This window comes from Candidatus Desulfosporosinus nitrosoreducens, from assembly GCF_030954495.1.
GTDB classification, from domain to species: domain Bacteria; phylum Bacillota; class Desulfitobacteriia; order Desulfitobacteriales; family Desulfitobacteriaceae; genus Desulfosporosinus; species Desulfosporosinus nitrosoreducens.
The window spans coordinates 76,922-102,103 of the sequence record NZ_JAVHUW010000043.1 but is presented as its reverse complement, the minus strand read 5'-3'; the positions used below and the strand labels follow the sequence as shown (position 1 = coordinate 102,103).

General features: G+C 44.2%; 27 protein-coding genes. 16 read left to right on the top strand and 11 right to left on the bottom strand.

The genetic code is table 11. The annotated features are described in order from the left end of the window. Positions 1-108: 108 nt before the first annotated feature. Genes REC12_RS08355 through REC12_RS08345 form a run of 3 tightly spaced genes read right to left on the bottom strand, consistent with a single transcriptional unit; the run spans position 109 to position 1,137 of the window. On the bottom strand, positions 109-399 hold the full coding sequence (locus REC12_RS08355; RefSeq protein WP_308893524.1) for a nuclear transport factor 2 family protein: 291 nt from the start codon (positions 397-399) through the stop codon (positions 109-111). A gap of 12 nt (positions 400-411) precedes the next feature. After that, positions 412-675 (bottom strand): DUF2316 family protein, encoded by a 264-nt coding sequence (locus tag REC12_RS08350; RefSeq protein WP_308893522.1) that lies wholly within the window; start codon positions 673-675, stop codon positions 412-414. Positions 676-711: 36 nt separating this feature from the next. Beyond that, positions 712-1,137, bottom strand: a complete 426-nt coding sequence (locus tag REC12_RS08345; RefSeq protein ID WP_308893520.1) for a MarR family winged helix-turn-helix transcriptional regulator — start codon at positions 1,135-1,137, stop codon at positions 712-714. A 246-nt stretch (positions 1,138-1,383) separates the two neighbouring features. Between REC12_RS08345 and REC12_RS08340 the strand changes: the two genes are divergently transcribed. Continuing rightward, a complete protein-coding gene (locus REC12_RS08340; protein ID WP_308893518.1) occupies positions 1,384-1,758 on the top strand; it encodes a hypothetical protein in 375 nt (124 codons plus the stop codon). A 1,500-nt stretch (positions 1,759-3,258) separates the two neighbouring features. On the opposite strand, the gene REC12_RS08330 is transcribed toward REC12_RS08340, so the two are convergent. Then, positions 3,259-3,501 (bottom strand): helix-turn-helix transcriptional regulator, encoded by a 243-nt coding sequence (locus tag REC12_RS08330; protein WP_308893516.1) that lies wholly within the window; start codon positions 3,499-3,501, stop codon positions 3,259-3,261. Positions 3,502-3,668: 167 nt separating this feature from the next. On the opposite strand from REC12_RS08330, the gene REC12_RS08325 reads away from it, so the two are divergent. Beyond that, positions 3,669-3,851, top strand: coding sequence for a hypothetical protein (locus tag REC12_RS08325; RefSeq protein WP_308893515.1), 183 nt, complete (start codon positions 3,669-3,671; stop codon positions 3,849-3,851). A gap of 167 nt (positions 3,852-4,018) precedes the next feature. On the opposite strand, the gene REC12_RS08320 is transcribed toward REC12_RS08325, so the two are convergent. Both REC12_RS08320 and REC12_RS08315 read right to left on the bottom strand, forming a co-directional pair. Next, a complete protein-coding gene (locus REC12_RS08320) occupies positions 4,019-4,258 on the bottom strand; it encodes a DUF2922 domain-containing protein (RefSeq protein WP_308893513.1) in 240 nt (79 codons plus the stop codon). A 62-nt stretch (positions 4,259-4,320) separates the two neighbouring features. After that, positions 4,321-4,545, bottom strand: coding sequence for a DUF1659 domain-containing protein (locus REC12_RS08315; RefSeq protein WP_308893512.1), 225 nt, complete (start codon positions 4,543-4,545; stop codon positions 4,321-4,323). 218 nt (positions 4,546-4,763) lie between these two features. Between REC12_RS08315 and REC12_RS08310 the strand changes: the two genes are divergently transcribed. Beyond that, positions 4,764-5,627: a DUF3102 domain-containing protein gene (locus tag REC12_RS08310; RefSeq protein ID WP_308893510.1), complete on the top strand. Its 864-nt coding sequence runs from the start codon at positions 4,764-4,766 to the stop codon at positions 5,625-5,627. 136 nt (positions 5,628-5,763) lie between these two features. Next, a complete protein-coding gene (locus tag REC12_RS08305; protein ID WP_308893508.1) occupies positions 5,764-6,273 on the top strand; it encodes a hypothetical protein in 510 nt (169 codons plus the stop codon). 99 nt (positions 6,274-6,372) lie between these two features. On the opposite strand, the gene REC12_RS08300 is transcribed toward REC12_RS08305, so the two are convergent. From REC12_RS08300 to REC12_RS08290, 3 genes are read right to left on the bottom strand one after another with little or no spacing between them, the layout of a single operon-like run. Beyond that, on the bottom strand, positions 6,373-6,924 hold the full coding sequence (locus REC12_RS08300) for a hypothetical protein (protein WP_308893506.1): 552 nt from the start codon (positions 6,922-6,924) through the stop codon (positions 6,373-6,375). Next, positions 6,914-7,639, bottom strand: a complete 726-nt coding sequence (locus REC12_RS08295; RefSeq protein WP_308893505.1) for a permease prefix domain 1-containing protein — start codon at positions 7,637-7,639, stop codon at positions 6,914-6,916. The genes REC12_RS08300 and REC12_RS08295 overlap by 11 nt, the downstream gene beginning before the upstream one ends. Then, a complete protein-coding gene (locus REC12_RS08290; RefSeq protein WP_308893504.1) occupies positions 7,626-7,970 on the bottom strand; it encodes a PadR family transcriptional regulator in 345 nt (114 codons plus the stop codon). The genes REC12_RS08295 and REC12_RS08290 overlap by 14 nt, the downstream gene beginning before the upstream one ends. Before the next feature lie 724 nt (positions 7,971-8,694). Here REC12_RS08290 and tet point away from each other — a divergent pair. From tet to REC12_RS08275, 3 genes are all read left to right on the top strand, one after another. Beyond that, positions 8,695-10,578 carry a tetracycline resistance ribosomal protection protein gene (gene tet / locus REC12_RS08285; protein ID WP_308893502.1) on the top strand — a complete coding sequence of 628 codons (1,884 nt, stop codon included), beginning with the start codon at positions 8,695-8,697 and terminating at the stop codon, positions 10,576-10,578. A gap of 120 nt (positions 10,579-10,698) precedes the next feature. Further along, positions 10,699-11,682 (top strand): aldo/keto reductase, encoded by a 984-nt coding sequence (locus REC12_RS08280; protein ID WP_308893500.1) that lies wholly within the window; start codon positions 10,699-10,701, stop codon positions 11,680-11,682. Positions 11,683-11,983: 301 nt separating this feature from the next. After that, the gene (locus tag REC12_RS08275) at positions 11,984-13,126 is read left to right on the top strand and encodes an LCP family protein (protein ID WP_308893498.1); all 1,143 of its coding nucleotides are present in this window, start codon (positions 11,984-11,986) and stop codon (positions 13,124-13,126) included. A 206-nt stretch (positions 13,127-13,332) separates the two neighbouring features. Here the strand turns inward: REC12_RS08275 and REC12_RS08270 are convergent, their stop codons facing one another. Continuing rightward, on the bottom strand, positions 13,333-14,217 hold the full coding sequence (locus REC12_RS08270; RefSeq protein ID WP_308893496.1) for a polysaccharide deacetylase family protein: 885 nt from the start codon (positions 14,215-14,217) through the stop codon (positions 13,333-13,335). Positions 14,218-14,668: 451 nt separating this feature from the next. Then, positions 14,669-15,274 (bottom strand): phosphatase PAP2 family protein, encoded by a 606-nt coding sequence (locus REC12_RS08265; protein WP_308893494.1) that lies wholly within the window; start codon positions 15,272-15,274, stop codon positions 14,669-14,671. A 230-nt stretch (positions 15,275-15,504) separates the two neighbouring features. Here REC12_RS08265 and REC12_RS08260 point away from each other — a divergent pair, with 230 nt between their 5' ends. The 9 genes from REC12_RS08260 (at position 15,505) to REC12_RS08220 (ending at position 25,171) form a co-directional block, all read left to right on the top strand. Then, entirely contained in the window at positions 15,505-16,065 is a 561-nt protein-coding gene (locus tag REC12_RS08260; RefSeq protein ID WP_308893493.1) for a hypothetical protein, read from the top strand. A gap of 28 nt (positions 16,066-16,093) precedes the next feature. Beyond that, entirely contained in the window at positions 16,094-16,678 is a 585-nt protein-coding gene (locus tag REC12_RS08255; RefSeq protein ID WP_308893492.1) for a hypothetical protein, read from the top strand. A gap of 245 nt (positions 16,679-16,923) precedes the next feature. Beyond that, positions 16,924-17,595: a Crp/Fnr family transcriptional regulator gene (locus REC12_RS08250; RefSeq protein ID WP_308893490.1), complete on the top strand. Its 672-nt coding sequence runs from the start codon at positions 16,924-16,926 to the stop codon at positions 17,593-17,595. A gap of 177 nt (positions 17,596-17,772) precedes the next feature. Then, positions 17,773-18,963 carry a M24 family metallopeptidase gene (locus REC12_RS08245; protein WP_308893488.1) on the top strand — a complete coding sequence of 397 codons (1,191 nt, stop codon included), beginning with the start codon at positions 17,773-17,775 and terminating at the stop codon, positions 18,961-18,963. A 17-nt stretch (positions 18,964-18,980) separates the two neighbouring features. Next, positions 18,981-19,958, top strand: a complete 978-nt coding sequence (locus REC12_RS08240; RefSeq protein ID WP_308893486.1) for a D-2-hydroxyacid dehydrogenase — start codon at positions 18,981-18,983, stop codon at positions 19,956-19,958. A 124-nt stretch (positions 19,959-20,082) separates the two neighbouring features. Beyond that, a complete protein-coding gene (locus tag REC12_RS08235) occupies positions 20,083-21,381 on the top strand; it encodes an MFS transporter (RefSeq protein ID WP_308893484.1) in 1,299 nt (432 codons plus the stop codon). 89 nt (positions 21,382-21,470) lie between these two features. Continuing rightward, positions 21,471-21,728, top strand: coding sequence for a type II toxin-antitoxin system prevent-host-death family antitoxin (locus tag REC12_RS08230; protein WP_308893482.1), 258 nt, complete (start codon positions 21,471-21,473; stop codon positions 21,726-21,728). A gap of 207 nt (positions 21,729-21,935) precedes the next feature. Further along, entirely contained in the window at positions 21,936-22,385 is a 450-nt protein-coding gene (locus REC12_RS08225) for a MarR family winged helix-turn-helix transcriptional regulator (protein WP_308893480.1), read from the top strand. A 230-nt stretch (positions 22,386-22,615) separates the two neighbouring features. Continuing rightward, positions 22,616-25,171, top strand: coding sequence for a PEP/pyruvate-binding domain-containing protein (locus tag REC12_RS08220; protein WP_308893479.1), 2,556 nt, complete (start codon positions 22,616-22,618; stop codon positions 25,169-25,171). Positions 25,172-25,182 lie beyond the last annotated feature (11 nt).

Genomic DNA, 25,182 nt, shown 5'->3' with positions numbered 1-25,182 from the left:
TGGAGTCGAACGCTGCGATAACCCACAGACCGTCGGTCTTTTTTATACGAAAAATCAACTTTGCGTCGCAAGAAAGATCTACCGGAACAGAGTCAAGCTCCATACGCATTAAAATAGTGGCATCATTATGGCAACAGCCTTGTCGCCGTTTAACCAAATTGCGGTGTTATAGAGCTTGTGCGGCGCTTTTGATTCCATCTTGCTGGAGGCGTCCGCGAAACCATGCCCCGACCCCTGAAACCATGAGATGTTGACTGTTGAATCCTCTGCGTAGCACTTTTTCATCTCGTCCCAAAGGGCATTGTCGCGGCAAAAGCGTTCAAATTCCAAAAGCTCCTTAATAGCGGCTTTATCCAGCATTTCCTGCGGGGAAGAAATCCCTGGTCTTGTTAAAATCATATGTGATACCTCCTAATATTGATAATAAATGTTGTTTTTCAGCACCGTGAACGGATAGAGATTTTTGCCTTGCTCAAGAATTTTCTTTTCCAAATAGTCACGGAGCTTCCATACGTTTGTAGGACTGTAGCGCGGCAAAACCTCCAGTGCACTCTTGAAGTCTTGTGCACTGAAACCTAAGTCGGCTTGTATCGTTTCCGGTAAAAGTCCTGATATTTCAAAGTTTGCTGCCATTTTGATTCTGGTTTGTTCAAACTGTTTTGCGTTTAAGCTCATGGTATCCATCCATTATATTTTTATGTTCTGGTATCCTCATTGATTTAGGTTGGCAAATATCTTTTCCAAGACAGACAATGTGCTTTCGATTTCCTCTTTGCTAAGCCCCTGTGTCAGTTTCTTTTCAATTGACACGGCAATGGCGGTAAGCTCACTCTCCAGTTGCAGAACGTTTTGGCACAATCTAATTTTTTTACTTCGCACATCCTGCTCATTGACTTCCCGTTTGACAAAACCGGATTTTTCAAGGTTGTTCAGGATGCCTGTCACCGTGGGATTTGTCAGGCCAAAATGCTTCTCAAGATCAATCTGCTTTGTGATTTCCGATTTCCTTTTTAATAGGTACAAAAGCACCTTAAACTGTGTGCTTGTAAGATCATAGGGCTTGAGCATTTGGTTAGATAGCCTGTCAAATCCTATATCAATCATTTTAATTTTTACCCCAATGCTGGCTCGGTTCAAACTGCATCACCCCCTAAAATAGCCATAAGTAACTGTGGATACACTATACATAGGAAGCTATGGGAAGTCAAGATAGAAATAAGTATCGGATGTATGTACCAAATAAGGGTGATAATTACTGACTAAAGATTATCACTTTACCCTCTTGACATAGACGAATTATTTTAATGCAACGCTAGTGATATTTTCTAATAATAAGTTATGTGAGTGTCTCCATATTGGAAATAGGCTAGTAAAGAGAGGTTGATGATTACGTTAAAGTCTAAAACTTTGCTAAAAGAAGCATTATTAGTACTTTTTGAACTGCTGATTATTTTCTCTTTAGGTTATTATGCTTCCCGACCTATAAATAATAATATTTATGAAAAGGGCTTAGGAATTACTTTACTGCTACTTTTTGTAATTAGCCCATTAATGTCATTTTTCTTTGGATTTCTAACGGAAAAGCTGAGAGTTTTGACGTGGATAAACGTTGTGGTGTTAACCTTACTCTACTTAGGACTGTTTTCATATTTTTATAATTATACCGCATATTTTTATATTCCGTTCTATTTAATAATTTATTTTATTGGGTTAATCTTAAGAAGGATAGCTTCAAAAGCAAATAGCATAAAAGATTAGAAGGTTAAAGTTGACAACAATTGATATTATGAAATACCCAATCATCCTGCCAGTTGAACCTTGCTAAGCTCAAGCAGAAATAGCTGCTTGGATAAAGTCTAGCCAGGAGTTGAGTGGCATGTCTTGCGTGGGGTCACAGGAGTGGTCCCTTCTAACCTTGACATCAAAAACATTGCCCAAAGTTACGGGAGATAAATGACTACCTCTTGCTTAGCTACGGCTTAAATACATCCCAGGTGGTTCTTTTGTGGCATATTTTCCACTCAATAGAAGATCATATTGAAATAAACAGAAAGTATCTTGAGGAAACTATAGGTTTAAGCGGGCCTTCAGTAACAAACCTGCTGAGGGGTTTAGAAAAAGGCGGTTTTATTATTCCCCCTGATTGGCACCAGTAAGCGGCCTCATTTCCAATAAGCGATTCAATCTCTAGAGATTAGTCTTAGTGAACGTGATATAAAGAGAATAGAAGAGACTATACCAGAAAATGAGATAGCCGGTGGCAGTTTCCCTAACGTGAGGTTCAAGAATGGAGTAGTGGTCCAAGAGTCAAGAGATTGAGGGACGGGAATGTTTTAGGGGTGTGCGGGAGGTGTATTCTGGGAGCGACAGCCTGTTTAGGCTATTAATCCCAGAATACACCTTATTTCACATTGATGTTAGATTTCACATGGAACTTAGGATACACCTGGAGATACCGTTATTGTTTCTGCTTTTTCACAATTCACACAAGCCTTATACCTATTTCTAAAGCTTTTTTACAGTCCTTCGGGAACTCGTTTTCTCGTCTTTTGGCTCTTTCCTCGGGATTAAACCTATCCGTCACCTAGTTGGGATAATCATCGAACCGGTATGTTTCCGTTACTAGCTGCGTCAGTGCTGTTTCCCCCAAGACGTATTTTAGGAACTGTTTATCTACCTCGGCAGGTCTATCATATCCTGAAAGCTTCATCATCTCATTATTTGCGCCCATTGGTATAAATAAAGCCCAGCAGGTGAAAGTGGTACGGGAAGATATACGGGGTGAGGGATTTAATCACTCTTATGTCTAGTCTTCTGCTGGCTATAGAACAACGCGAAAGTTCTCCGGATATCAGCAGATTTAATCGATTGCTATCCGTTATTAGCGATGGACTTCGTTATAAGGATACCTCTAATAGGTTAGAGTAACTAGGAACAGTATTCTAACTTCCCTGCAGCTTCTTAATTTCGGGTCAACGAAGGGGTGATTTTACTATTATATTAAGTGGAAATGAATTTGCGAGAAGCTATTGACTTACCTATAAGTGAAAGACGTATTTATTTGTGGGCAAAAAAAGAAACCTTTGCTGTAAAAATCATCAGCAAAGGTTTCTTTAAGCTCTGAATCAAGGCACATAAAAACACCATTTTGGTTTTGAAGGAGCGGGAAGTTCCTTTGAAATTGTAGTTTAAAATGAGATAGTCTGCCTTCTCCAAATCGGATGTCAGTTTTTAGTCTGAGGGCGCTGCATATTGCTGCTACCTTACTTCCTGCTCTAAATCAGAAAATAGATCACAATCAAAAAAGTCACGTACACTGATGCCAAATCCGTCACACAGTTTCTTAATAGTTACAATTCCTGCATTGTATGTCGTGCCGTTCACAATATCATTTACAGTTGATTGCGTTACGCCTGAAGCATTGCAAAGTGCATTGACTGTCAGCTTTTGCTCTTTGCACAGTATTTTAATGCGTTTGACTACTGCCTGAGAAATATTCATTTTATCACCTCTAACCGTTATTCCGTTGACTTAAAGATAGCAATTCACTTCACAGATGATTAACGGAATACCGTTGAAATGAAGATAGAGGTGAATTATACTAACGGTATACACTTAAATTACTGGTCAAATGTTAAGCAAGCAAAAATAAAAGAGGAGATTTCAGCATGAAGAAAATACTTCTCAATGAAAAACTAAAAAAAGAGACGAAAAAGTTGTACATACTTGTAGAAGAGGCTTTAAAAAAGGGCACACCTATCATACAGGATGAGGCTGTTATGGTGCAGAACCGCAAGGTTGATGCCTTAGTAGTCAAGCTGCAAAAAGAGCTGGGGAAGCCTAAGAAATAACAGCAAAGAAAATAAGGTAAATGCGGCTGATTGTTTTTGCTTGGCTCATCTTTCAGAAATCCTTCCGCCTAAACTTGCGGCGGAGCGTAGAAGCCGTTGGGATAAGGTAATTAAAAATCAAACTAACCAAGCGGCGGCCGATGGCCGCCGCTTCTTTACCGGTCTGTCTAATCCTGTGGAGGATCAAACAAATCGTTTACCGATGTGTCAATAATTCTAATATCCTTCTTGCCGTTTAACGCTCCGCTCGGTGTAATAAATAAATTTTTCTGGATAATCTCATCCATAAGGGCTTCGGCCTCAGCCTTATCCAGGTCTTCCTTCGGCTGGGGGATTGTCAGCACAAAAGTTTTACCGCCGCTAGTCGTAAACGTCAGTTTCAGGACTCTGCTGCTTGTGACAGCCATAGAATCGCCTCCTTTGCCGTGAAGTTTTCTTATCATAGATCAAGTCTTGTTATCCAAGTCAATTACTCGCTGGTGAGTTCATAATTTTTTCTCAAATACACTTTGTCCATCGGATTCTGCACCAGGTTGAATATAGCCGCCGCCACATCATAGGCATCCTGCTCGGTGGCGTCAGCGGATACGTTATTCAGGCTTTTCTGCTTGAATACAGGGGTACCTTCGGGCGTAAGCCCGGTCTGATATTTTACGGTCAGCACTGAACTCAAAGGTATTACGGTTACCGCCATTTTTATCACCCCTTTCTTCCGTCTTGACCGGCTTCGTTAACTCAGCCGGTTCGTTTCATTTTATGCTATAGCCTGTCCTGAGGTTACAAGCCTCAACATTCCTTCCCCTGGAGGAGCCGGTTAAGTTGTCCCAGAATCGACAACGTTGTCGATTCTGGGACAACCTTTATGAGGGTTGTCACACTTCCAAGTTAATTACATATTATGGAGATAAAGCGATGAAAAAGGCAGGCAACAGCATGAACGATTTGCCCTCAGATCGGACGCCGCCTGTTATTGCGGCTGAAATAAACGCGATTAAACATCAGACCGGGAAAATCATCCTTGCCGGTGCCATTGAAATCGGCCGGCGTCTGAAGGAGGTCAAGGAACTGCTCCCCTATGGGGAATGGGGCAAGTGGCTGGAAGATTCGATTAGCTATTCTCAGAAAACGGCTGAGAGATTGATGAAGATCTTTGAGGCCTACGGGGCTAAAGCGGATGCCTCCCTCGATGTAGGAACGCAGGAGCAAGGGCAAACACTGACAAATTTGAATTATAGCCAGGCTTTAATCCTTCTGGGAGTCCCGGAAAAGGAGCGGGTGCAGCTTATTGCTGAGCTTGATGTCGAGAGCATGTCTGCCCGCGAACTGACAAAGGCGGTGAATGAGCGGAGTCAGGCCCTTAAAGAACGGGATCGGGCCCTGCAGGAAAAGGCGGATCTTCGGAAAGATCTGGAAGAGCAAGCAGGCCAAATAACTCAGCTGAGTACGGAGCGCGACAATCTGAAGACGAATGCGGAAGAATTAAGGAATTCCAAGGCGGAGGTCGAGGCCAGGGCTTTAGCCTTGGAGAGGGAACTGCTCTCAGTCGAGAAAAGCCTAGAGTCAGAGTCCGTTAAACAACTGAAAAAGGACCTGAATGCCGCGAATCTCCGAGCTCGCGTCAATAAAATCACGCTCTTATACGAGAGCTTGGACAGAGCCTTCAAAGACCTGACATGGGAAATAAAAAACCTCGCAGCTGACGATCCGGAGGCGTATAAAGTGTATCGAAAACGGGTGAAGGATTTTCTCTCGCGCTGCTCGAACCAGACTATCTGAGCAGGTAATAAGGGCTGACAACTAAAGGCAGCGGGAGAAAAAGTCCCGCTGCCTTTGGTATTTTCAACAACTAAACGCTCACCAGTTCAACCAAATTAATGTGTGTGAATAAACTCTTTCCAGAATGCAAAACTAAATGCAAATAAAAAACAAACGGGCAGGTGTTATCATGACGCTGGATTCCAATTTAATATTTTGGCCGGGTTTAGTGATTGTATTTGGTATTCCGACCTTGATCTTTATTCCTAAAGAACAATATAAGAAGTTCTTAATATTTGGCTTTGTTCTGGGCGGGGTTGTGGATGTCCTGACCATTGTTGTGATCGGAAACATGATGGGAGAATTCCATTACATAGCCGGTTCCCTTGAAGCATTTGGCATCCCGGTGTTTATACCCATTGCCTTCACATTTGTTTGGATGCTTTTTTTATACTTTTTGCCCTTCAGAGTTGAATTTCTAATTCCTTACGTTATAGGATTTGTTTGTTTTGCAATAATGTTGGGCTTTGTTCAGCAAAATCTGGGTTTTTTCCAATTTGAGCATGGCCCTACTCACGCTGTAATATCGCAAGTTATTACATTTGGCATATGGTTTTCAGCTTCCGCATTAATCTATCGAGCTTACAATAAGGAACTTTCCCTGTAAAGATATCCGATTTCTGGAGTATTCAATAGTTCATTACCGGCATTATGTTTTAGCCCGGAAAAACTGGAAGAGCGAGCGTTTTTAAGCGCTGTCTGAGGATCATGAGACTTTAGACTGATCTGCTGCGAATAGTATATTGCCGTAGGCATCGTATCCTTTGAGGTCTTTAAAATAGTCCGACGGGGGATCGTCAGGAGCTAATTTCCAGGTAAACAAGAACAAATCCTCATAAAAGCCGGTTTGGGTCATTAACTGCCCATTATTAAAAGTTAATGTAATTCGTTTAATCCGTTGGTCATTAATGATTCCGTAGAGGTTGCAGTTACCACCCTCCGATGTCATCCAGCTAAAAGCAAAAGGTTTCGTTGTATCATTCTCAAAGTTGGAACGATCGCCGATGGTCCAAAAGAAAAAGAACTTTCGCTGTATTGACTCGCAGGAAACCCAGCGATCATATTTTCCTAAAATATACTTTCCCTCAGCGCAATCCTCGCTATGAACCACTTGCGACGGACCATAGTGCAGGCTTTGTTCAGAACGTTGATGGGCGGATAAGGGAGTTGGATAAAAGCCGGAACGAAGAACAAATATCAGGAATAAAAGAACCAGAATCAGGATATTGCGAATTGTCTTCTTCAATCTAATACTCATTCTCTTTAACCTTCTTCAGGGGAATTTCAACCCGATATTGGCGATTAAAGTAATCATAACTAATAATTAAGGTATCCGCGTTGGGGGCAAAATGATTGATTGTTCTCCGGCAAGTGGAGACAAGGCCTCCGCCTCCGGAACCTGAGCCATTGTAATAGCGATTGCCTAAATTATCAGTAATAATCCCAATATTCCCCAAGCTCCAACCTCCTCCCCACAGACTTGTATCGTAGTACCTATAAAAGATATTCAGATCTCCGTTTTTTTCGAGGACAAGGTTGGTAAAATTAATCACTGTGTTATCAAGTTTAACCTTCTGATGGACGGGGAGGTTATAGACAATATTGGACTTGGGAATACCGGCCGCGGGATTAATCTTCATTAAAGTATCTCCAACTGCATTGGCGATTGGAAGCCCGACAAAATACAAGTTTGTTATGATCAATAAAACGACTAAGAAATGTGAAGTCCTCCATAACCAACCGATGATCGGATTATGTTCCCGGTTAAGCTCCCGCCCAATTTCCTGAGCGTCTCCCATGGCCCTGACTGCCATCTGTTCCGCCTCTTCTTCGGCATAGCCTTGTTCTTCATAATCCTGCATTCTATCAATAAGGTGATTTTCAAGTTCATCCTTGATAGCCCTGTGATCAAAGGAGAATTTCACATAGGACAAAACTTTTTGGAGAAATTCTTCGCTTTTAGCTGAAAGCATGAATGTCACCGCCTAAGACCTTGTTGACCGATAAGGAAAAGAGTTGCCATTCTTTCTTCTTTGCTAAAAGCTGCTTTTTCCCTTTGGCAGTGATTTGATAATATTTTCGTGCTTTTCCGGTCTCACCTTTAGCCGTATAGGATTGAACAAATCCCTGGTTTTCCATTTTGTGCAAAACGGGATAAAGGGTGCCTTCTTTGAAGCAAAACGTCTGATCCGAACGTTCTTCCAGTTCTTTTATAAGCTCGTAGCCATAGCGGTCGGTTTTTTCAAGCAAGGACAATAAGAGCAATATGGCGCTCCCGCCGATTAAGCCTTTATCAATTTCCACAGTAAAACCTCCAATCCTAGCAAGGATTTCATATAAATAATACCTAGATTATCTAGGTATTGCAATAGGCTGCCGCAAATTAAAAGCTCAATGTTTGTGAACGAATTGCAAAGAACGCTGCACTTTCCGGGTGAAAAGACAATGGCTTATTCAGCCGCAAAAGCCATAATAAAAACCTTACAATGACCAAAGCCGGAGGAAAAACATTTTCGGCAAGGATACCGGGGATTAACTTCTGGCCCAAATTATAGGATATCGGCAGGCAGTGGACGAGCAAAAGACTTGATTCAGAAGTTGGATAGGAGAAGGCTTAGTATAGAGTATGAGAGGTTGGCTTGATCAAAATGGTAAACGCCAGATTAAAGCGAATGGATGTTGACATATACTTGGGATAATACTATTATGTTATTTGAGTTTGTATTGATAAGGAGTTTTATCATATGCGGCAAGGTATTCTTAAATAATTATTCAATTGAATAAGGAAAGGCACTTGTGTCCTGTGGCTGATATATTCAGTCCGGGATCTGTTTGCTGTGCTTTTCTATTTAAGGATACTCTCATAAGAAAAACTCATCTGTTAGTTTACTCTTGCCCAAAAAGTGCTTGACAGCATTTTTTGGCGTACCTTTATTGGCAGAAAATAAAACAGCAGGAAAGCTGTCCCCTTGTGATGAGAGTATCGACGTCACAGGGGATTTTTATTTGCCAAGGGAGGATAAACAAAATGAAAATTATCAATCTCGGAATATTGGCGCATGTCGATGCGGGAAAAACTACAGTAACCGAAAGTTTATTATATAAAAGCGGTGCAATTCGTTCAGCGGGAAGGGTTGATAAAGGAACCACTATTACGGACTCTATGTCTCTTGAAAAGCAAAGAGGCATTACGATACGCTCTGCAACGATTTCTTTCGAATGGGCTGACACAAAAATTAATCTCATTGATACTCCGGGACATATGGATTTTATAGCCGAGGTGGAGCGTTCCCTTTGCGTATTGGATGGTGCCGTTTTAGTCATTTCCGCCAAAGAAGGCGTTCAGGTGCAAACCCGGATTATTTTTCAAACCTTGCAGAAGTTGAAAATTCCAACCCTGATTTTTGTCAATAAGCTGGATAGAATAGGGGTAAACTTGGAGGAACTTTATCTGCAAATCAGAGAACAATTGACGCCCGCTCTACTTGTAATGCAAAGTGTATCAGGAGCCGGCTCCAATGATATTTCGATTACAGAGCATCCTGGTGCTTCTGAGGAAATGGTAAGAGTACTTCTTGATTTGGATGAATTGCTGGCAGAAAAATACATCATGGAGCAATCTATTTCAGAAATGGACTATCGTGATTCTTTCCTGTTAAACATTGCGGCATGTAAGCTCTTTCCAGTCTTTCATGGTGTAGCCTTACAAAATATCGGAGTGGAGCAATTAATGGATGCCATGGCACAGTATCTTCCAGCTGGCATGGCAACGGACCAGGGAGACTCTTGCGCTTTTGTTTATAAAATAGACAGGGATGAGCAATCGCACAAAAGGGCTTTTGCCCGCATATTCGGGGGAAGCATAAAAATTCGTGATACGGTCACTATTGATGGTAAAGAAGAGGGTATAAAGATAAAAAGCCTTGAAACTATTCGGAAGGGGAAAATAATGCCGGCAGAATATGTTTTGAATGGAGATATCGCTGTGCTTTCTAACGTGCAAAACCTTCAGATAGGTGATGTCATTGGCGTCCGCAGCAGGAATTTGCCGCAAGTCTCCCTGGTCCGTCCCTCTCTGCAGGCTTCCGTGCAACCTTTAAATCCTGGAGACAGAAGTCAGTTAATCCAAGCCTTATGGGAATTAACTGAGGAAGATCCTCTTCTGCACTGTGAAATTGACAAATATACAGAGGAAATTAAAGTGCGTCTGTTTGGCGAGATCCAGAGGGAAGTAATCAAAGACTTATTGCTGGAACGATATCGGCTGAATGTTCAATTCAGTGAGCTCATAACTATCTATAAAGAACGTCCCAAGCAGGCTGCCGAGGCAACCATTCATGCGCAAGATTCTTCTAATCCCTATTGTGCATCCGTGGGGCTGGCCATCGAACCACTCCCGTTGGGAAGCGGACTCGTCTTTGAAAGCAAGGTTTCCTATGGCTATCTCAATAAGTCTTTTCAAGGTGCTGTAAGCGACAGCGTGCAAAAGGCTTGTGAGGAAGGTTTACTAGGTTGGGAAGTCACCGACCTAAAGGTGTGCTTTACTTATGGATTCTATTTTAGTCCTGTCAGCACGCCGGCGGATTTTCGGCATCTTACCCCGCTTGTTGTTGAGAAGGCGCTTAGAAAAGCGGAAACAGAATTATTGGAGCCATTTATGGAATTTGAGCTTTGTGTTCCCAAAGAATATAGCAGCAAAGCAATGTATGATTTACAGCAAATGAGAGCGTCCGTTGAACGGATCGAGACAAAGAATAGTGAAACTATCTTGCAGGGTAAAATTCCTGGTGAAACATCGAAGTCCTATCAAATACAGCTTATCTCATACACTAATGGCAAAGGGATTTTTTTGACCAAGCTTTGCGGTTATGATGTTTACCTTGGGAAACCGTCAGAGAGAATCAAAAAGTAAAGTTTTTTTATTGCAAATTAAGAAAATACTTAACAGGAACGGTGCCGGCAAGTCAGAAACAAAGCATACAAAATTAAATTCGTGCTGAAAGTTTAATAAAAAACGGAGGTATTAGGTATTATGGTATTTCAAAATGGTTTGATATCCAGATTCGGACTGGGCTGTGGGCGCATGTCAAATGCCGATGAAGCGGTCAGAAATGATAGTATGGCCACAATCCAGGCCGCTTTAGATGCCGGAGTCACATTTCTGAACACGGCAGATTTTTATGGCTCCGGCCGAAGTGAACTGGTAATTGGCGAAGCCCTTAAGGGCTATGCTAGAGACAAGGTTTTTTTATCAGTGAAATTTGGTGCCTTAGTGGCTCCCAACGGCTCAATATATGGTTTGGATGTAAGGCCTCTGACGGTTAAGAACTATCTCACATATTCCCTTAAACGCTTAAATGTGGACTATATCGACCTTTATCAGCCGGCAAGAATCGACCTTGCTATCCCGGTCGAAGAGACGATAGGGGCCATTTCCGATCTGGTTAAAGCGGGATATGTGAAGCATATTGGCATGACCCAAGTTGAGGCGGAGACTTTAAGAAAGGCTCACTCAATTCATCCGATCAGTTTGGTGGAAGCTGAATATTCTCTCTTTAACCGCAACATCGAAAAGGATAGTTTGCCAACCGCCCGGGAACTGGGGATCGGTGTTGTCGCTTTTGGCGCCTTAGCTCATGGAATGCTTGGGGGTACCTGGACAAAAGAACGAATTGAGAAAAGCAAAGGTGGATATGTACCCTTATTTTTTGCCGAGAACATTGAAAAAAATGTTCGTCTTGCCGCTAAATTGGCCGAGATAGCCGCAGAAAAGCAGATTACACTGTCACAGCTGGCTTACGCCTGGATATTATCCAAAGGACAGGATATTATTCCCCTGATTGGCGCCAGTAAGCGGCCTCATTTCCAAGAAGCGATTCAATCTCTGGAGATTAGTCTTAGTGAACGTGATATAAAGAGAATAGAAGAGGCTATACCGGAAAATGAGATAGCCGGTGGCAGTTTTCCTAACATGAAATTCAAGAATGGAGTGGTGGTTCAAGAGTCAAGAGATTGAGAACGGGCATCCATCTGATACCATATTTAAACCGGAGCGCATTGAGCGTTTCCGGTTTATTTACTTTTATTGGCTGCTTTACGCTTTGTCTGCGCTGTTTGTTCATTACTTCCTCTATTTGTCATAGCTTAGTTGATAATTCGTAATAATTAATTTAAAGAAAACTCTCTGGCGATGTAGAGTTTTTAAAAAAGTGGGCAGACTAATTAGTGCTGTCCATTTTTATGGTTAGCGACCCAATGTAAGAGTCTCCTTCCAAAATACTATATTAATAAAGCAATTCGCTATCAGAGGTAAATGGATGAAAAATAACGGCAACAAAAGCAAGTATGCAATGCGCTTAATTTATTCTGCAGTTGTTATAGTATTTTTAGGTTTGTACATGTCACATATAAGCCTGGTTAAAAGCAAATCTCCATTATTAAACGGATATAAATCATTTCAATCAGCCAAGAGTGATGAGGAAACCAATAGCACGACGGCTGATCAGAATCAAAATAGCCTCCAGGATTCAGCGAAACAAGAAACTCCCCAGCAGTTAACAATATTACTTTTAGGGGTCGACCGCAGACCGGGCGAGAAATCGCTTGGCAATACGGATACAATTATTGTTGTACAACTCAATAAAGACAAGAAAAGAATATCGGTATTATCTATTCCCAGAGATACGCAAGTTGAGGTTTCCGGATTTGGCACTCAGAAAATTAATGCCGTGGCACGGCTTGAGGCGGGGCCTAAAGCAACTGTTACCAAACTGGAAACCTTGTTAGGGTGCAAGATTGATGGGTACGTTGTGACAAATTTTAACGAATTTAAAACAATCGTTGATGATTTGGGAGGGGTTACGATTGATGTAGATAAAAACATGCATTATGTTACGGGTGATGAACATGATGGAGTTATCAATCTGCAAAAAGGCATTCAACATCTGAATGGCGATCAGGCTCTTCAATATGTTCGTTTCAGGCGTGACCAATTAGGAGATATTCAACGTACCATGCGGCAGCAGGAACTTTTAAAGTCTTTAGCCAATCAATGTTGCCAAATTCAAGCTTTGCCCAAACTTCCCTTACTGATCGCTGAACTTTATAAATGTATTGATACTGATTTATCACTAGGGCAAACCTTTGAATTGGCAGACGTCCTTGTCCAAATAAAAAACGCTAAGATAGTGTCAGAAACCTTGCCAGGGAACTTTTCGATTGAAAATGGCATTAGTTACTGGAAAGTGAAACCTGCAGTCTGCAGTGACGCAGCGTACAAGTTATTCAGTAATGGAGTAACTGAACCGGTACTTGTCGAAGTTGATAATAAGGGGATACAAAGCCAAAACCGGGGAACCTATAAAAAGCAAAACAAGACTAACACTGTAAGCACAAACCAATCTGCTGATCTTAATGCTCAAAAAACAAATGTGGATTTCGAAATTATCGTCAATAATTAGGGGCTAATCAATTAAGCGGTTATTCACCTCATCTTTTTCTGTCCACCATCTGGCTTTGCGTATACAAATGATCTAAAGGGATAGATACATGAAAAAGGACCTCCTGTGTAGTTGCCAAAACTATCCGGGAGGTCGGTTTATGAATTGGAGCAATATATAGGCGAGTATTTTTGGTGTAGTATTTTGGTTGTCTAAGAGGTTTACTGTTAAGGGAAAAGCCATTGAAAAGATGCCATAGGCATGCTGCCATAGATACGCTCGCGGTTCAATGTCAATAAGTTGTCACCTAAATATACTTTACCGGGTTTCGTGGTAAACCCTAGTTTATAGCCAGCCTTCGGCATTAATGCCAGGGTGGTTTTGTTATATTTACCGGAAGGAAAGCATAAAGACTGCACACCGACTCCAAGATGACTTTCAATCTCCAGCTTTGAAACGGTCATTTCACGTTCCTGTTGGCTTTCACTAAGCTTGGAAAGGTCAAGATGGTGTACAGTGTGGCTTGCAACAGTATTCCCCTGTTTGCTGAGGTCGCTAAGTTGGTCCCAATTCATCATTCCGCGCCCTGTAGAATTTGTAATGATAAAGAAAGTAGCCCTAAAACCGTATTGCCGTAGTATTGGCCAAGCTGAACTATAGTTATCGCTGTAGCCATCATCAAACGTCAGTAAAATCGGTTTTTCGGGAACGAGTCCTTGGTTTATTAAGGATTCGTATAAATCGTCCGGAGATATTGAATGATAGCCTTGCCGGCAGAGCCAAGCCATTTCCTCGGTAAATTGTTTTACCGGTACACCGAGAGAGTTGCCTGGAAGCGTCTTGATGGAATGATACATAAGGACAGGGATACCTTCTTGGGGGAAAACGACCATTTTCGCTTTGTTTTCAGGCGGCACGGTTGCAGAAGGGGCTGGAGGAGTCAATGCTGGTTTATTAGATTTAGTTAACTGAGCATCGTTGTCGGATTTAATTGGGTTAGTGTAAATAGCGGATTCAAAATCATAGGGCACAAGCAATCTCACAGTTAAAGCAATTAAAAGTAAAACTAGGATGCTTGCTGCTCCGAAAATTAGTTTACGGTTTGGGTTCATTAATATAGTACCTTTCATCTGAATAGTGTTTAGCCGCTGACTAACCCGCTCTAAGACTCCCGCTTCTGCAAGCGGTGAGTTAAGAGGGCTAAGTCCCTGGATAAGTGCGACTAAGATTCAGATGGAGTTAAAGCTCCACCTGAATCAAGTCTTCTTTATCTATAGGATAACGAATGAGTGAAACTTTATGTATTACGGGGAAAGTCTTATTCTACTGCTCTTTGCTATTGCTAAAAGGCTAAATTAATATAGTTAATGGAGATGTTAAAGCCGCCTGATCCAAGTTCCAGGCGGCTTTCTTCTTCTATAAATTTATCCGCTGACTAATCCGTGCTAAGACTCCCGCTTCGGCAAGCGGTGAGTTAAGGGCGGCTAAGTCCCCGGATAAGGGCGACTAAGATTCGGATGGAGTTAAAACTCCACCTTAATCTTAGTCTTTTTTATTTGGTTTTCATTTAACCGAGCGTAATTTCGTTTTGGAAAATTTGCCGTAATGACAAAGTCTAAGTCCGATTAAGGTAATAGGCCTGAGAAAGGGGTTAATAATCCAAGTTAATCGGGCACTTATAATACCTATGATAACACCGGCGAGAACGTCTGTGGGCCAATGCACACCTGTATAAATACGTGCGAAGGCAACGACAATAGCTAAAATCGTAAAAACCTTCCTCGTCCAGACCTGGGTATTTTTCCATGATCCCGCCGCAAAACCAAAGCTTCCGGAAGTATGATTACTAGGAAATGAAGTATCCATAGAATGAGGAATAAGCTGAGTGAATGTCCCCTTGGGAAGGGTAACAAAGGGGCGTGGCCGGAAGAAAAAATGCCCAATCACGGCGTTAACGCACAGTGCCAAGATACCTGAAAAACCGGCAACAACTAAGGCATGACGTTTTTTTGACTCCTTTTGGGGCAAAGTGATCCAAGCCAATAAGAATAAAAAGACGTATATCTCCAGGGCATATTGGGCCAGGAAAGCCATCATTTTGTCAAATAGCAAATGATGTCCCGCTAAACCGTTAATAAGATGGTATACACCAAGGTCAAACGAATTCAAAATAAAGCTCCTTTCAGGTTAAGAATGATGGGGATTAGATTCTAGACTTTATAATACCTCATAATTGATTTTTAGAAAACAGCATGATTGTCAAGCCAATTACTCGTTGGCGAGTTCATATTCTTACTTCATCCAAGTAACCATTTGTGAAATTGGCTTATATAATATAATTAATTGACAATACCATGGGGCACATATAGTACGTCAGGTTTGAAGGGGGATAGGGCAGTATGCCAAATTATTTCGTGGTTAATTCAGCGAATGATCCTCTATATGATAAAGCCCTTATCCTTGCGCAAAATTATCAAGCCGCCCAATCAGGTGTTTTGTACCGCTTGACCACCGGAAGTCAGAGTCTGGTTATTGGCGGTTTTTTGTTGTTGCAAATCACCGTTCCAGCCAATACCAAAAAAACGATCTACATCAATGAGGTCGATTGTGGATCGCAAGGAGCTCTGACTCTGGATATTTTTCGCAATGCCACCTTTGCCGCGGCAGGAACATCCGCAGTCCCTTTAAATTGCAACAGTGCTTTTAGCAATAATAGCTCAATGACGGTGAAGTGGCTGACTTCCGCGACTGACCCGACCTCGGGAGGGACGTTAGAACGAACGTTAATCGGTACGAGTGGCTTTATCATTTCTTTGAACGGGGCATCAATTATGACCAGTACGACAAGTAATCTGACGTATTATTTGCGGATTACCAATGGTGGCGTAGCTAATAACGTTTCTTTGGGGGTTTCTTGGTGGGAGCTGCCAATTGGGCAAACGCTGTACCCTAATGGGTAACCAAGAAATAATATAAGGGGTAATGCATATGCCCAATTACATCCCGGTTAATTCGGGGAATAACCCTCTTGATAAGAAATCTTTGATCTTACCATTGGACTATCAAGCCGCTCAAGCCGGAGTTATGTATCAGGTGACGACCGGAAGTCAAACGTTTAACTTTGCCCTTGGAGGCGGTTTTTTATTGCTCCAAATAACCATTCCGGCTAACTCTTCCAAGACTATATATGTTTGTGAGGTTAGCGGCGGCTCTTTAGCCTATTCTTTCAGCTTGGATGTGTTTATTAATGCCACCTTTACGGCTACCGGGACCTCGTTAACGCCATTTAACGCCAATTCTTCATTTTCAAACAGTAGTTCCATGACAGTTAAATGGTTGAAATCCTCCTCCGACCCCACTTCAGGAGGTACACGGATAGGCAGTTTCAGCGATGTCAGTGGCGGGCTAAATGCCGTTTTGGATGGCTCAACCATCATTACGAGTGCATCGTCAGCACAGACCTTTTATTTGCGGATTACTAACAATGGCCCTGCTCTTAGTACAAACCGTTTAGTTGCCGGGGTTTCGTGGTGGGAGTTGCCAACTGGGCAGAAACTCTTTCCTAATGGTTAATTTACGTGCCTCTTTCGAATGGTATTGGACAGATCGAAATGGAAGTCCGTTGCCTTCCCGGCGCGGACAAAGTCGTGCAGGATTCTGAAGCCCGAAAGCTGCACGGACACCTCAGCATAAATGTTGCGGGTGTATGGTACTGCATGTAATAATAAGTAATAAAGTAAAGAAGCTTCCTGGTTGAGAAGCCGGAACACCAACCAAGTTTTCAATTGTTATAATCCTGTTAATACGAGGGAGAACTTATGGAAAACGAAAACTATGTGCCTTGGACGACGAATATGCTTGATGAGGAATTGGTGGAAAAAATTCTCCAAATTTACATGAAAAAAACCTATACCAAAGGGCAGATGATTTATAAGCAAGGAGAGATCAGCAACAAAATTTATTTACTCCTCAAAGGCAGAATAGAAGTTAATATGATCAGCAAAGGCGGCAAGAAAGTTATATTTGGGATTCATGAGCCCAAATGCCTTTTTGGGGAATTAATCTTAGATAATTCCCCGCGGCTTACCACGGCCGTTTGTTTGACTGATGTGACCGTAGCAGTTCTGGACAATTCTTTGGTTTTAGGTTCCGACTACCATGAAAAGAAATTATATAAGGCCTTGCTGTATGCAACCGGTTATAAGCTGAAAGCTCAAATTCAGCAATTAAGTGAACAATTATTTGAGGCGGCGGAAGAACGTGTGGAAAATTTATTATTAGGATTGTGCAAAAATTTTGGGCGGGAAAAGCAGGGATACATCGAGGTGGATATACCTCTCACCCATCAAACGATTGCCGATTTGACAGGTTGTTCCAGGCCGACAGTATCCTTGATCTTAAAAGATTTGTCCAGAAGAAAGAACATCACTATGGAAAGAAACAAGCTGATCTTTGCCAAAGATCTAAACCGTGGCGGCCAAGATTCCTAACGACCGGCTTTTCGGGAATATTTAATTTGCAATGGATTTAAAATAGCTGAAAACTAAAAGTTTCGGCTATTTTTTTATTTGAAGCATTAAAAACAATTTTGCAAATTGTTAGCCGGCTAACATAACTGCTTTTCTTTGTAATTTATACTGAACTCAATTACAAAGGAGTGGTGGTATATGCAAGAAAACAAGACTTTTAAGGAAAGAATCAGGTTCCCTATTCCAACCCGCGAATTGGAGAGACGCTGGAAGCTGGTGCGCGCAGCGATGAAAAAACAGGGTATTGACCTGCTGCTCATGCACAATGACAATCAATTCCTAGGTGGGTACGTGCGTTATTTTATAGATATCCCGGCAGAACATGCTTATGCTGTTTCTGTGCTTTTCCCTGTTGACGATGAGATGACGACAATATTTCATGCGGCAGCGGCCAACCCTAGTCCCCCCGCCTGGTCTGTCAGAGGAATCAAGACCCGGCTCAGCGCTCCTTATTTGCCCACCCTGCATTATACGAATACCTTTGAGGCGCAGGAAATGGTCAAAGTCATTAAGGACAGAAAGGACAAAAAGGTTGGGCTTGTGGGGCTGGGGCTTATCAGTACGGTGATGTACAAGTATTTGCAGGACAATCTGCCCGGCGTAGAGTTGGTTGACGCTTCCGATCTGGTGGATGAGATCAAAGCGGTCAAAAGCGAGGATGAACTGACCTTTATCAGGGAATCCGCCAGAATTCATGATGCCTTTGCCTCGGCGATGCCGTCCATTATCCGCCCCGGAGCGTATGAATACGAAATCAGGACTGAAATCGTCCGCCTGCTGGAAAACCTGGGCAGTGAAGAACAGCTGGTTATGATGGGTTCAGCCCCTCATGGAACGCCTACCCCGCATCTGGATACCTTCTTCCATAACCGGCAGATTCAAAAGGGGGATCAGGTCATGGTGATGGTGGAAGCAAACGGGCCGGGCGGATATTATTCCGAGCTGGTGCGAACATGGTGCTTGGGCGAGCCTTCCCCGGAACTCCTGGCTCTTTGGGAGATGTCGAAAAAAATTCAGCATTACGGGGCCGGCCTTCTGAAACCAGGCGCTAAACCTGCCGAAATCATAAGCAAAGTAAACAACGTAATGGCTGAAAACGGGTTTCCCGCTGAAGGCCGTTTGTTCGGCCACGGCCAGGGGTATGATCTTGTTGAGCGTCCGGCACTTGTACCCCTGGAGACCTTGGAGCTCAAGGCGAACATGGTGCTGGCCTTGCACCCGATTCTGGCCAATGAGAAGGCCTTCACGTTTTGCTGTGATGACTATTTAATTACCGAAAACGGCGCAGAACGTTTGCAAAAATCTCCCCAGGAAATCGTAATTCTCTAACACAGGAGGCGGTAACATTGACCACAGTAGCGGTATTATACCAGGTTTCTCCACGGTTTCCCAATGTCATCGGAGAACGCCATATTCAAATGATTCAAGAGTCTTTTCCGGATGTGCGGGTCGTTCAGGCCGAAACGGAGCAGGAACTAATAGCTCAAGGTATTAATGCGGAGATACTCCTGACCTGGGGACTGTACAGGCCCAACGAATATTTGAACTACGCCAGCAATCTGCAATGGGTTCATTCCCTGTCCTCGGGGGTTGACGGCCTAGTCAACAGTATCGGGAACCTGCCTGTTAAGTTAAGCACCACCAAGGGCATCCACGGCTTACCCATGGCGGACCATGTGCTTGGCTATATTCTCTCCTTTCTAAGGGGATTCCCGACTATCTACAAACAGCAGCAAAAGAGGATTTGGCAAAAACTTAACTATCCCGGGCCGCAGGAATCCAAAGGCAAAACTGTGGGGATTATCGGCATGGGTGAAATCGGCCGGGAAATCGCCCGCAAATGCAAACTGTTTGAGATGAGGGTTTTGGGTGTTAAAAGGACGCCGGCCCCAAGCGAGTTTGTGGATGAAATGTACGGCTTGAATGAAATGGATAAAGTTCTGCAGGTATCGGATTTTGTCGTGATACTGATTCCGCTGACACCGGATACTGTTCATAACATTAATGAAGAAAAACTGCGCCGGATGAAAAAAACCGCCTATCTCATTAATGTCGGCCGTGGTCCGGTGGTTGATGAAGAAGCGCTGATAAAAGTGCTGAAGGAAGGCGCAATTGCCGGGGCCGCACTTGATGCCACTGAGGTTGAGCCGCTGTCCGAAACCAGCCCGCTCTGGGGTCTGGACAATGTGATTATTACGCCCCATATGGCTGCCGACAGTCCCTTTTATATGGACAGAGCTTTCCAGGTATTCTATGCTAACCTTCGGCATTTTCTCCAAGGTGAAAGACTGCAATTTGAAGTAACTATGGACACCAAATATTGAAGCGGCTGAAAAAGAGGGGGATATTTACGGGAACCGAGGGGGGTATTGTGTTGAAGGAAAGGAGGGGATTGCGCAACTGAAGCGTTTTTTAGATAGAAAAGTTAATTAGGAAGGGGCTGAATCTATGAGAAAAGTGAATGTTAATGACGTAATTGACAACGGCAAAATGAATCATTTCTTTCGTTTTATCTTTTCAGTAGTATTCATTGCACTGATCATTGACGGATTTGACCAGGCTGTGTATGGCGCGGCGCTTCCGGTACTCATGAAGGAATTGAATCTTAGTTCCACTGTCAGCGGACTGCTGGGCAGCGCCAGTCTCTGGGGAGCTGTTGTAGGAGCCTTGGTCATAGGTTATTTAAGCGATAAAGTTGGCCGCAGGATCATGATCGTTGCTTCCGTTTTGTTATATGTTATTTTTACCGCCCTTTGCGCAGCAGTTGCCCATAATGTTTACTTTTTTGCGGCAGCGCGTTTTTTAGCCGGTATGGGAATTGCCGCCATCAGCCCGATAACCAGTTCAATTTTATCGGAATTTACCCCTAAATCATCAAGACGCTTTTTACTGGCAACCAGTATCACCGGTATCAACACCGGCCAGCTGGCGACGTCGCTTATCGCTATTGTGCTGATTCCCTTGATTGGTTGGAGGGGACTCTTTGGCGTATCAATTCTCGGCCTGATTATCATTCCTTTCCTGCTCAAGATCCCGGAAACCATGATTTTGGCCCTGAAGAAGGAGAGTAAGAGCAACATTGCTTCAGTTTTGACCAAGGCAGACCCCGGTTTTGTTCCTCAGGCAGACGATGAGTATGTGGTGGATACTGTACAAACCGTTAAGCAATCCGTAATGGTGTTATTCAAAGACGGTATGGCTTGGAATACAATCCTGATTTGGATTATGTTCTTTGTCAATATGTTTATCATTTCTTCCATGCTGGTGTGGCTGCCTAAAATTATAACCTTAATGGGTTATAGTTTGAATTCAGCCTTATTGCTGAATGCCTTGCTCTATTTGGGTTTGATTTTGGGCGGTATTCTCAGTGGAAAAGTGGCTCAAAAAATCGGCTACAAGAAATCGCTGGTATTTTATTATATCGTTAATGCAGTATTTATCTTTCTTATGACAATTAAGTCAACGACCATCGTCTTTGGTGTTTTGTTGTTCTTGTTAGGTTTCACCTTATGTGCGCAAACTCTGATCTATCCCTTTGCTTCTGCCAATTATCCAATGTCAGCTCGCGGAACCGGTTTGGGTTTTGGCGCCGGTGTAACCCGATTGGGCGGAGCGCTTTCCCCCATCGTTATCGGCATATTTGTTGCCCAAGGGATGACGCCGGTAGGCATTTTCCGTTTCCTGCTTATTCCTGGTATTGTCGGCTTGGCGGCATCGGCAATGACCCGCAAAGCTGCTTATGAATAATTAAGGCTGATCATTGTTCGTTATTAGGATGAGGAAAAGCGGGTGTGTTTTTTGACTAAATACCCCGCTTTTTGTTTTGGCTGTGATTTATGCCGAATATTAAGCCGATATCGGATTTGCGCAACTGCAACGAAGTTTTGCGCGATGTTTCCGCCGGCGAGCCGGTTTTTTTGACGAAGAATGGCAGAGGCCGTTACGCGATTGTCGACATTGCCGATTACGAAAAAACACAGGCTATGATAAAGCTGATGAGCGAGCTCAATAAAGGGCGTAAATCAGGCGAGGAAAAGGGATGGCTTTCGCACGAGGATGTGAAGATGCATTTTGAAAAAAAGGCGCATGAATAAGCTGCGTTATTCACCCGAAGCTCTGAAGGACCTTGACGAAATATGGGCTTATATTTATGCGGAACTGCAAAATCCCGATGCTGCCTAAAAATCTGTTGGCTAAACATTTTTTACCACTTACTCTTATTGGCAAGCTGATTGACAAAAGAAAAAGCTTCGACTATATTTAGGTAGAAGTCGACTTATTTTATAAAGGATAAGGTAATTATGAAAAAAAGAGATTGGGAATATCCCTATGACCTGTTTATCAAAGGCATCGCCCAAAAAATGCGCTTGCTCAATGAGCAGAAGTTGAAAGAATATCATTTGACAGCTCCCCAGGCATTGTTGTTGGAAATCCTTGAACGCTTGATCCGCAGGGGCATGGAAATAAGCCGTAAAAATTTGCAGGTACCCATGAATTTAAAGGGATCATCCGTTACCAATCTTTTAAACGGTTTAGAAAAAAAGGGCTGTATTATCCGCAGCACCGGTCTGACAGATGGGCGCACCTTTCAAATCCAGGTTACGGAAAAGGGCCTCAAGCTGGTCAGAGAGATGGAAACGATTTTCGCCGCAACGGAAAACCGCTTGCTTCAAGGTATGTCCGGGGAAGAAAAACAATTGTTTCTTAATTTGCTGCTTCGGGCCTACGAAAATTTAGAGCCCGAGGGATAGAGAATTTTTTTACCCAAATAGGTCGATATCGACCTATTTGGAGGTTTTTGTCGGCCGTAGGTTGAACGAAACTATGCGCTGGCTGCTCCAGAGCAGGACAAGTTTTTGCCGTGGCTCACAGGCTGTCAACCAGCTATGGTGCCGACCGGATTATCCTCCTGAACCTTCAGCCACTAACTCAAAAGAATACTGACTCCAGGGAAAATACACAAAACAAGGAGATAAAGATTATGGCGGATTATATAAAAAGGTTAGCGCAACTGAATGGGGATTCGCTGCCTGAGGCAGGAGGCAAGGGAGCGAATCTGGGTGTGTTGATGCAAGCCGGTCTGCCGGTTCCCCCCGGCTTTGTGGTTACAACAGGCGCTTATGCCGCCCATCTTCAAGAGTCCGGTCTGCCCCGGCGGATCGGCCAACGGCTCCAAGACCTGCGGGAAGATGAGCTGACCAGTCTGGAAGCGGCCAGCCGGGAAATAACAGCCTGGATCGCCGGGTCTCCCATGCCTGCCGCCGTGCGGGAGGAAATCAGCGGGGCCTGGGAAGGTTTGGGGGAGGAAACAGGCCTGGCCGGAGAATTAGCCGTGGCGGTACGCTCCAGCGCCACCGCCGAGGACCTGCCTTCGGCTTCCTTTGCCGGGCAGCATGAAACTTTTTTGGGCGTCTATGGGTCAGAGGCTGTTTTTCAGCAGATTAAAAACTGCTGGGCCAGTCTTTGGTCGCCGCAGGCCATCTCTTACCGCCTGAGTATGGGCTTTGCCCACCTGGAGGTTGATCTGGCCGTGGTTGTTCAGGCTATGATCGCTTCCGAAGCCGCCGGGGTGATGTTTACGGCCAACCCTGTCAACGGAAACCGGGAGGAAGTCCTGATCAGCGCCGGGTACGGTCTGGGAGAGAGTGTGGTAAGCGGTCTGATCACCCCCGATACTTTTATTTTGAGCAAGGATGGCAAGCTCAAAGAAAGGACTCTGGGTTCCAAAGAAAGTAAAATTGTCCTGACAAAAACCGGGCCGGTCACGGAAGAGGTTCCTCTCTCCCAGCGGGCCGGCTATTGTCTTGATTTGAAGGAACTGACCCGGCTGGCGGAGCTGGCCCAGGCGGTGGAAAGACATTTCGGCGCTCCCCAGGATACGGAATGGGCCCTTTGCCGGGGAAAAATCTACTTGCTTCAGGCCAGGCCCGTTACAACCCTGTCCGGCGCTGAGGCAGACTTAAAGATCCTGGGTCCGGAAGATCAGATTATTTATCAGGGGAAAAAAGCTCCCCTCGGCCTGCAGAGTGTCATGGAGCACTCGCCTTATCCCCATAAGCCCTTGGACTTCGCCAGTTTTAAACATTTTTATCAGGCCCTTAACAAAAGCTTTTGTGACGCGGGTCTTAAACCGCCCAAGCAGGAAATCGAACCGGTGGAAAGAGCAAGCGGCTGTGTGGCCGTTTGTTATCAGACCCCGTCTCTCTCTCCGGCAGTTCTCTGGAAAATGCCCCCGGCATTAATTAAAGAGTGCTGTAAAGATACGGAAAAAAGCTGGCAGGCTCTTGCCCGGGAAATGCAGGACTGGCTTAAGCGCATGGATGAAGCCACAGCTCAAAGCAACGACAGGCAGAAACTGACGAAGCTGTTGCAGCAGGCTCTGAGGGACTACGAGAAGTTCACTTTCCAGCGTTTTGCGGCCGTAACCCCAGCGGGCGGATGGGATGATTTAAAGCTGAAGTATTATATTAAAAAAGCCGTGGGCAAGGAGAGCGCCGAAGACTTTAAAGAACGCCTGATGCGGGCCCTGCCTTTCAGAACGGCCCTGCAAAACAAGGGTTTGCTGAAGCTGGCTCAGACTGCGCGGCTGCAGGGGGAAGACAGTCCGGCCTTTGCGAGGGAGCTGGAAACCTTTCTGCGGGACTATGGCGACAGGCCTTCTGCCGGCATGGGCCGCATGATTGCGCCGCCGACCTGGCGGGAAAAGCCGGAACTGATTCAGGAGCTGATTGCCGCGTTGGGCAGCGCCGCTGCCCTGCCCAGTCCGGAAGAAAGCGACACCAGGCAGGCTGCCGATTTGGAAGCAGCCCAAGCCTTGATTAAGAAAGGACTTGGGCCGAAGGCTTACCGGAAATTCCTCCAAATATTGGATAAAGTAAGGGATTCAGTCATTATCCGGGAAGAGAGTGTTTTTTGCCTGGAAAAAGTGGCGGGCTGTTTGCACCGCCTGGCCCTGAAGATCGGCAGCCTGCTGGCTGGCGAAAGGGTGATCGCTCAAAAGGAGGACGTATTCTTTCTTTTTCTGGAAGAGCTGGAGGAAGGGGCTCAGGGAAGCCAAAAGCTGAGGGAGCGGATTGAGAAGAGAAAGAGAGCTTATGCCCAGGTTTATGCAGCTCATGAAACAGGTGTGCACTGGATGATAGCGACAGGTTCTTTCCCGGAATTTGTGACAAAGCAACAGCAAAAGAAGAAGCGGGCTGGAGAAGAGGGTGCCGGTGTAGAGTTAATTCAGGGAAGCCCGGCCAGCCGCGGTGTGTATGAAGGGCCAGTTTGCATCGTCAGGAATACAGCGGAGTTTACTAAGCTCAAGCCAGGGGATGTTCTGGTCTCGCCTTATACGACCCCGACTTGGACACCGCTCTTTAAGGTCGCCTCGGCGGCGGTCACGGAAATCGGCAGCGCCGGTTCCCATGCGGCGATTGTCGCCAGAGAGTATGGCATCCCTGCGGTTGTGGCTATTGCCAATGTGACCAAACGCTTGCAGGATGGACAAAGGATACGCGTCGATGGAACTAAAGGGAGTATTACCTTGTTGTGAAGTAAGTTTGC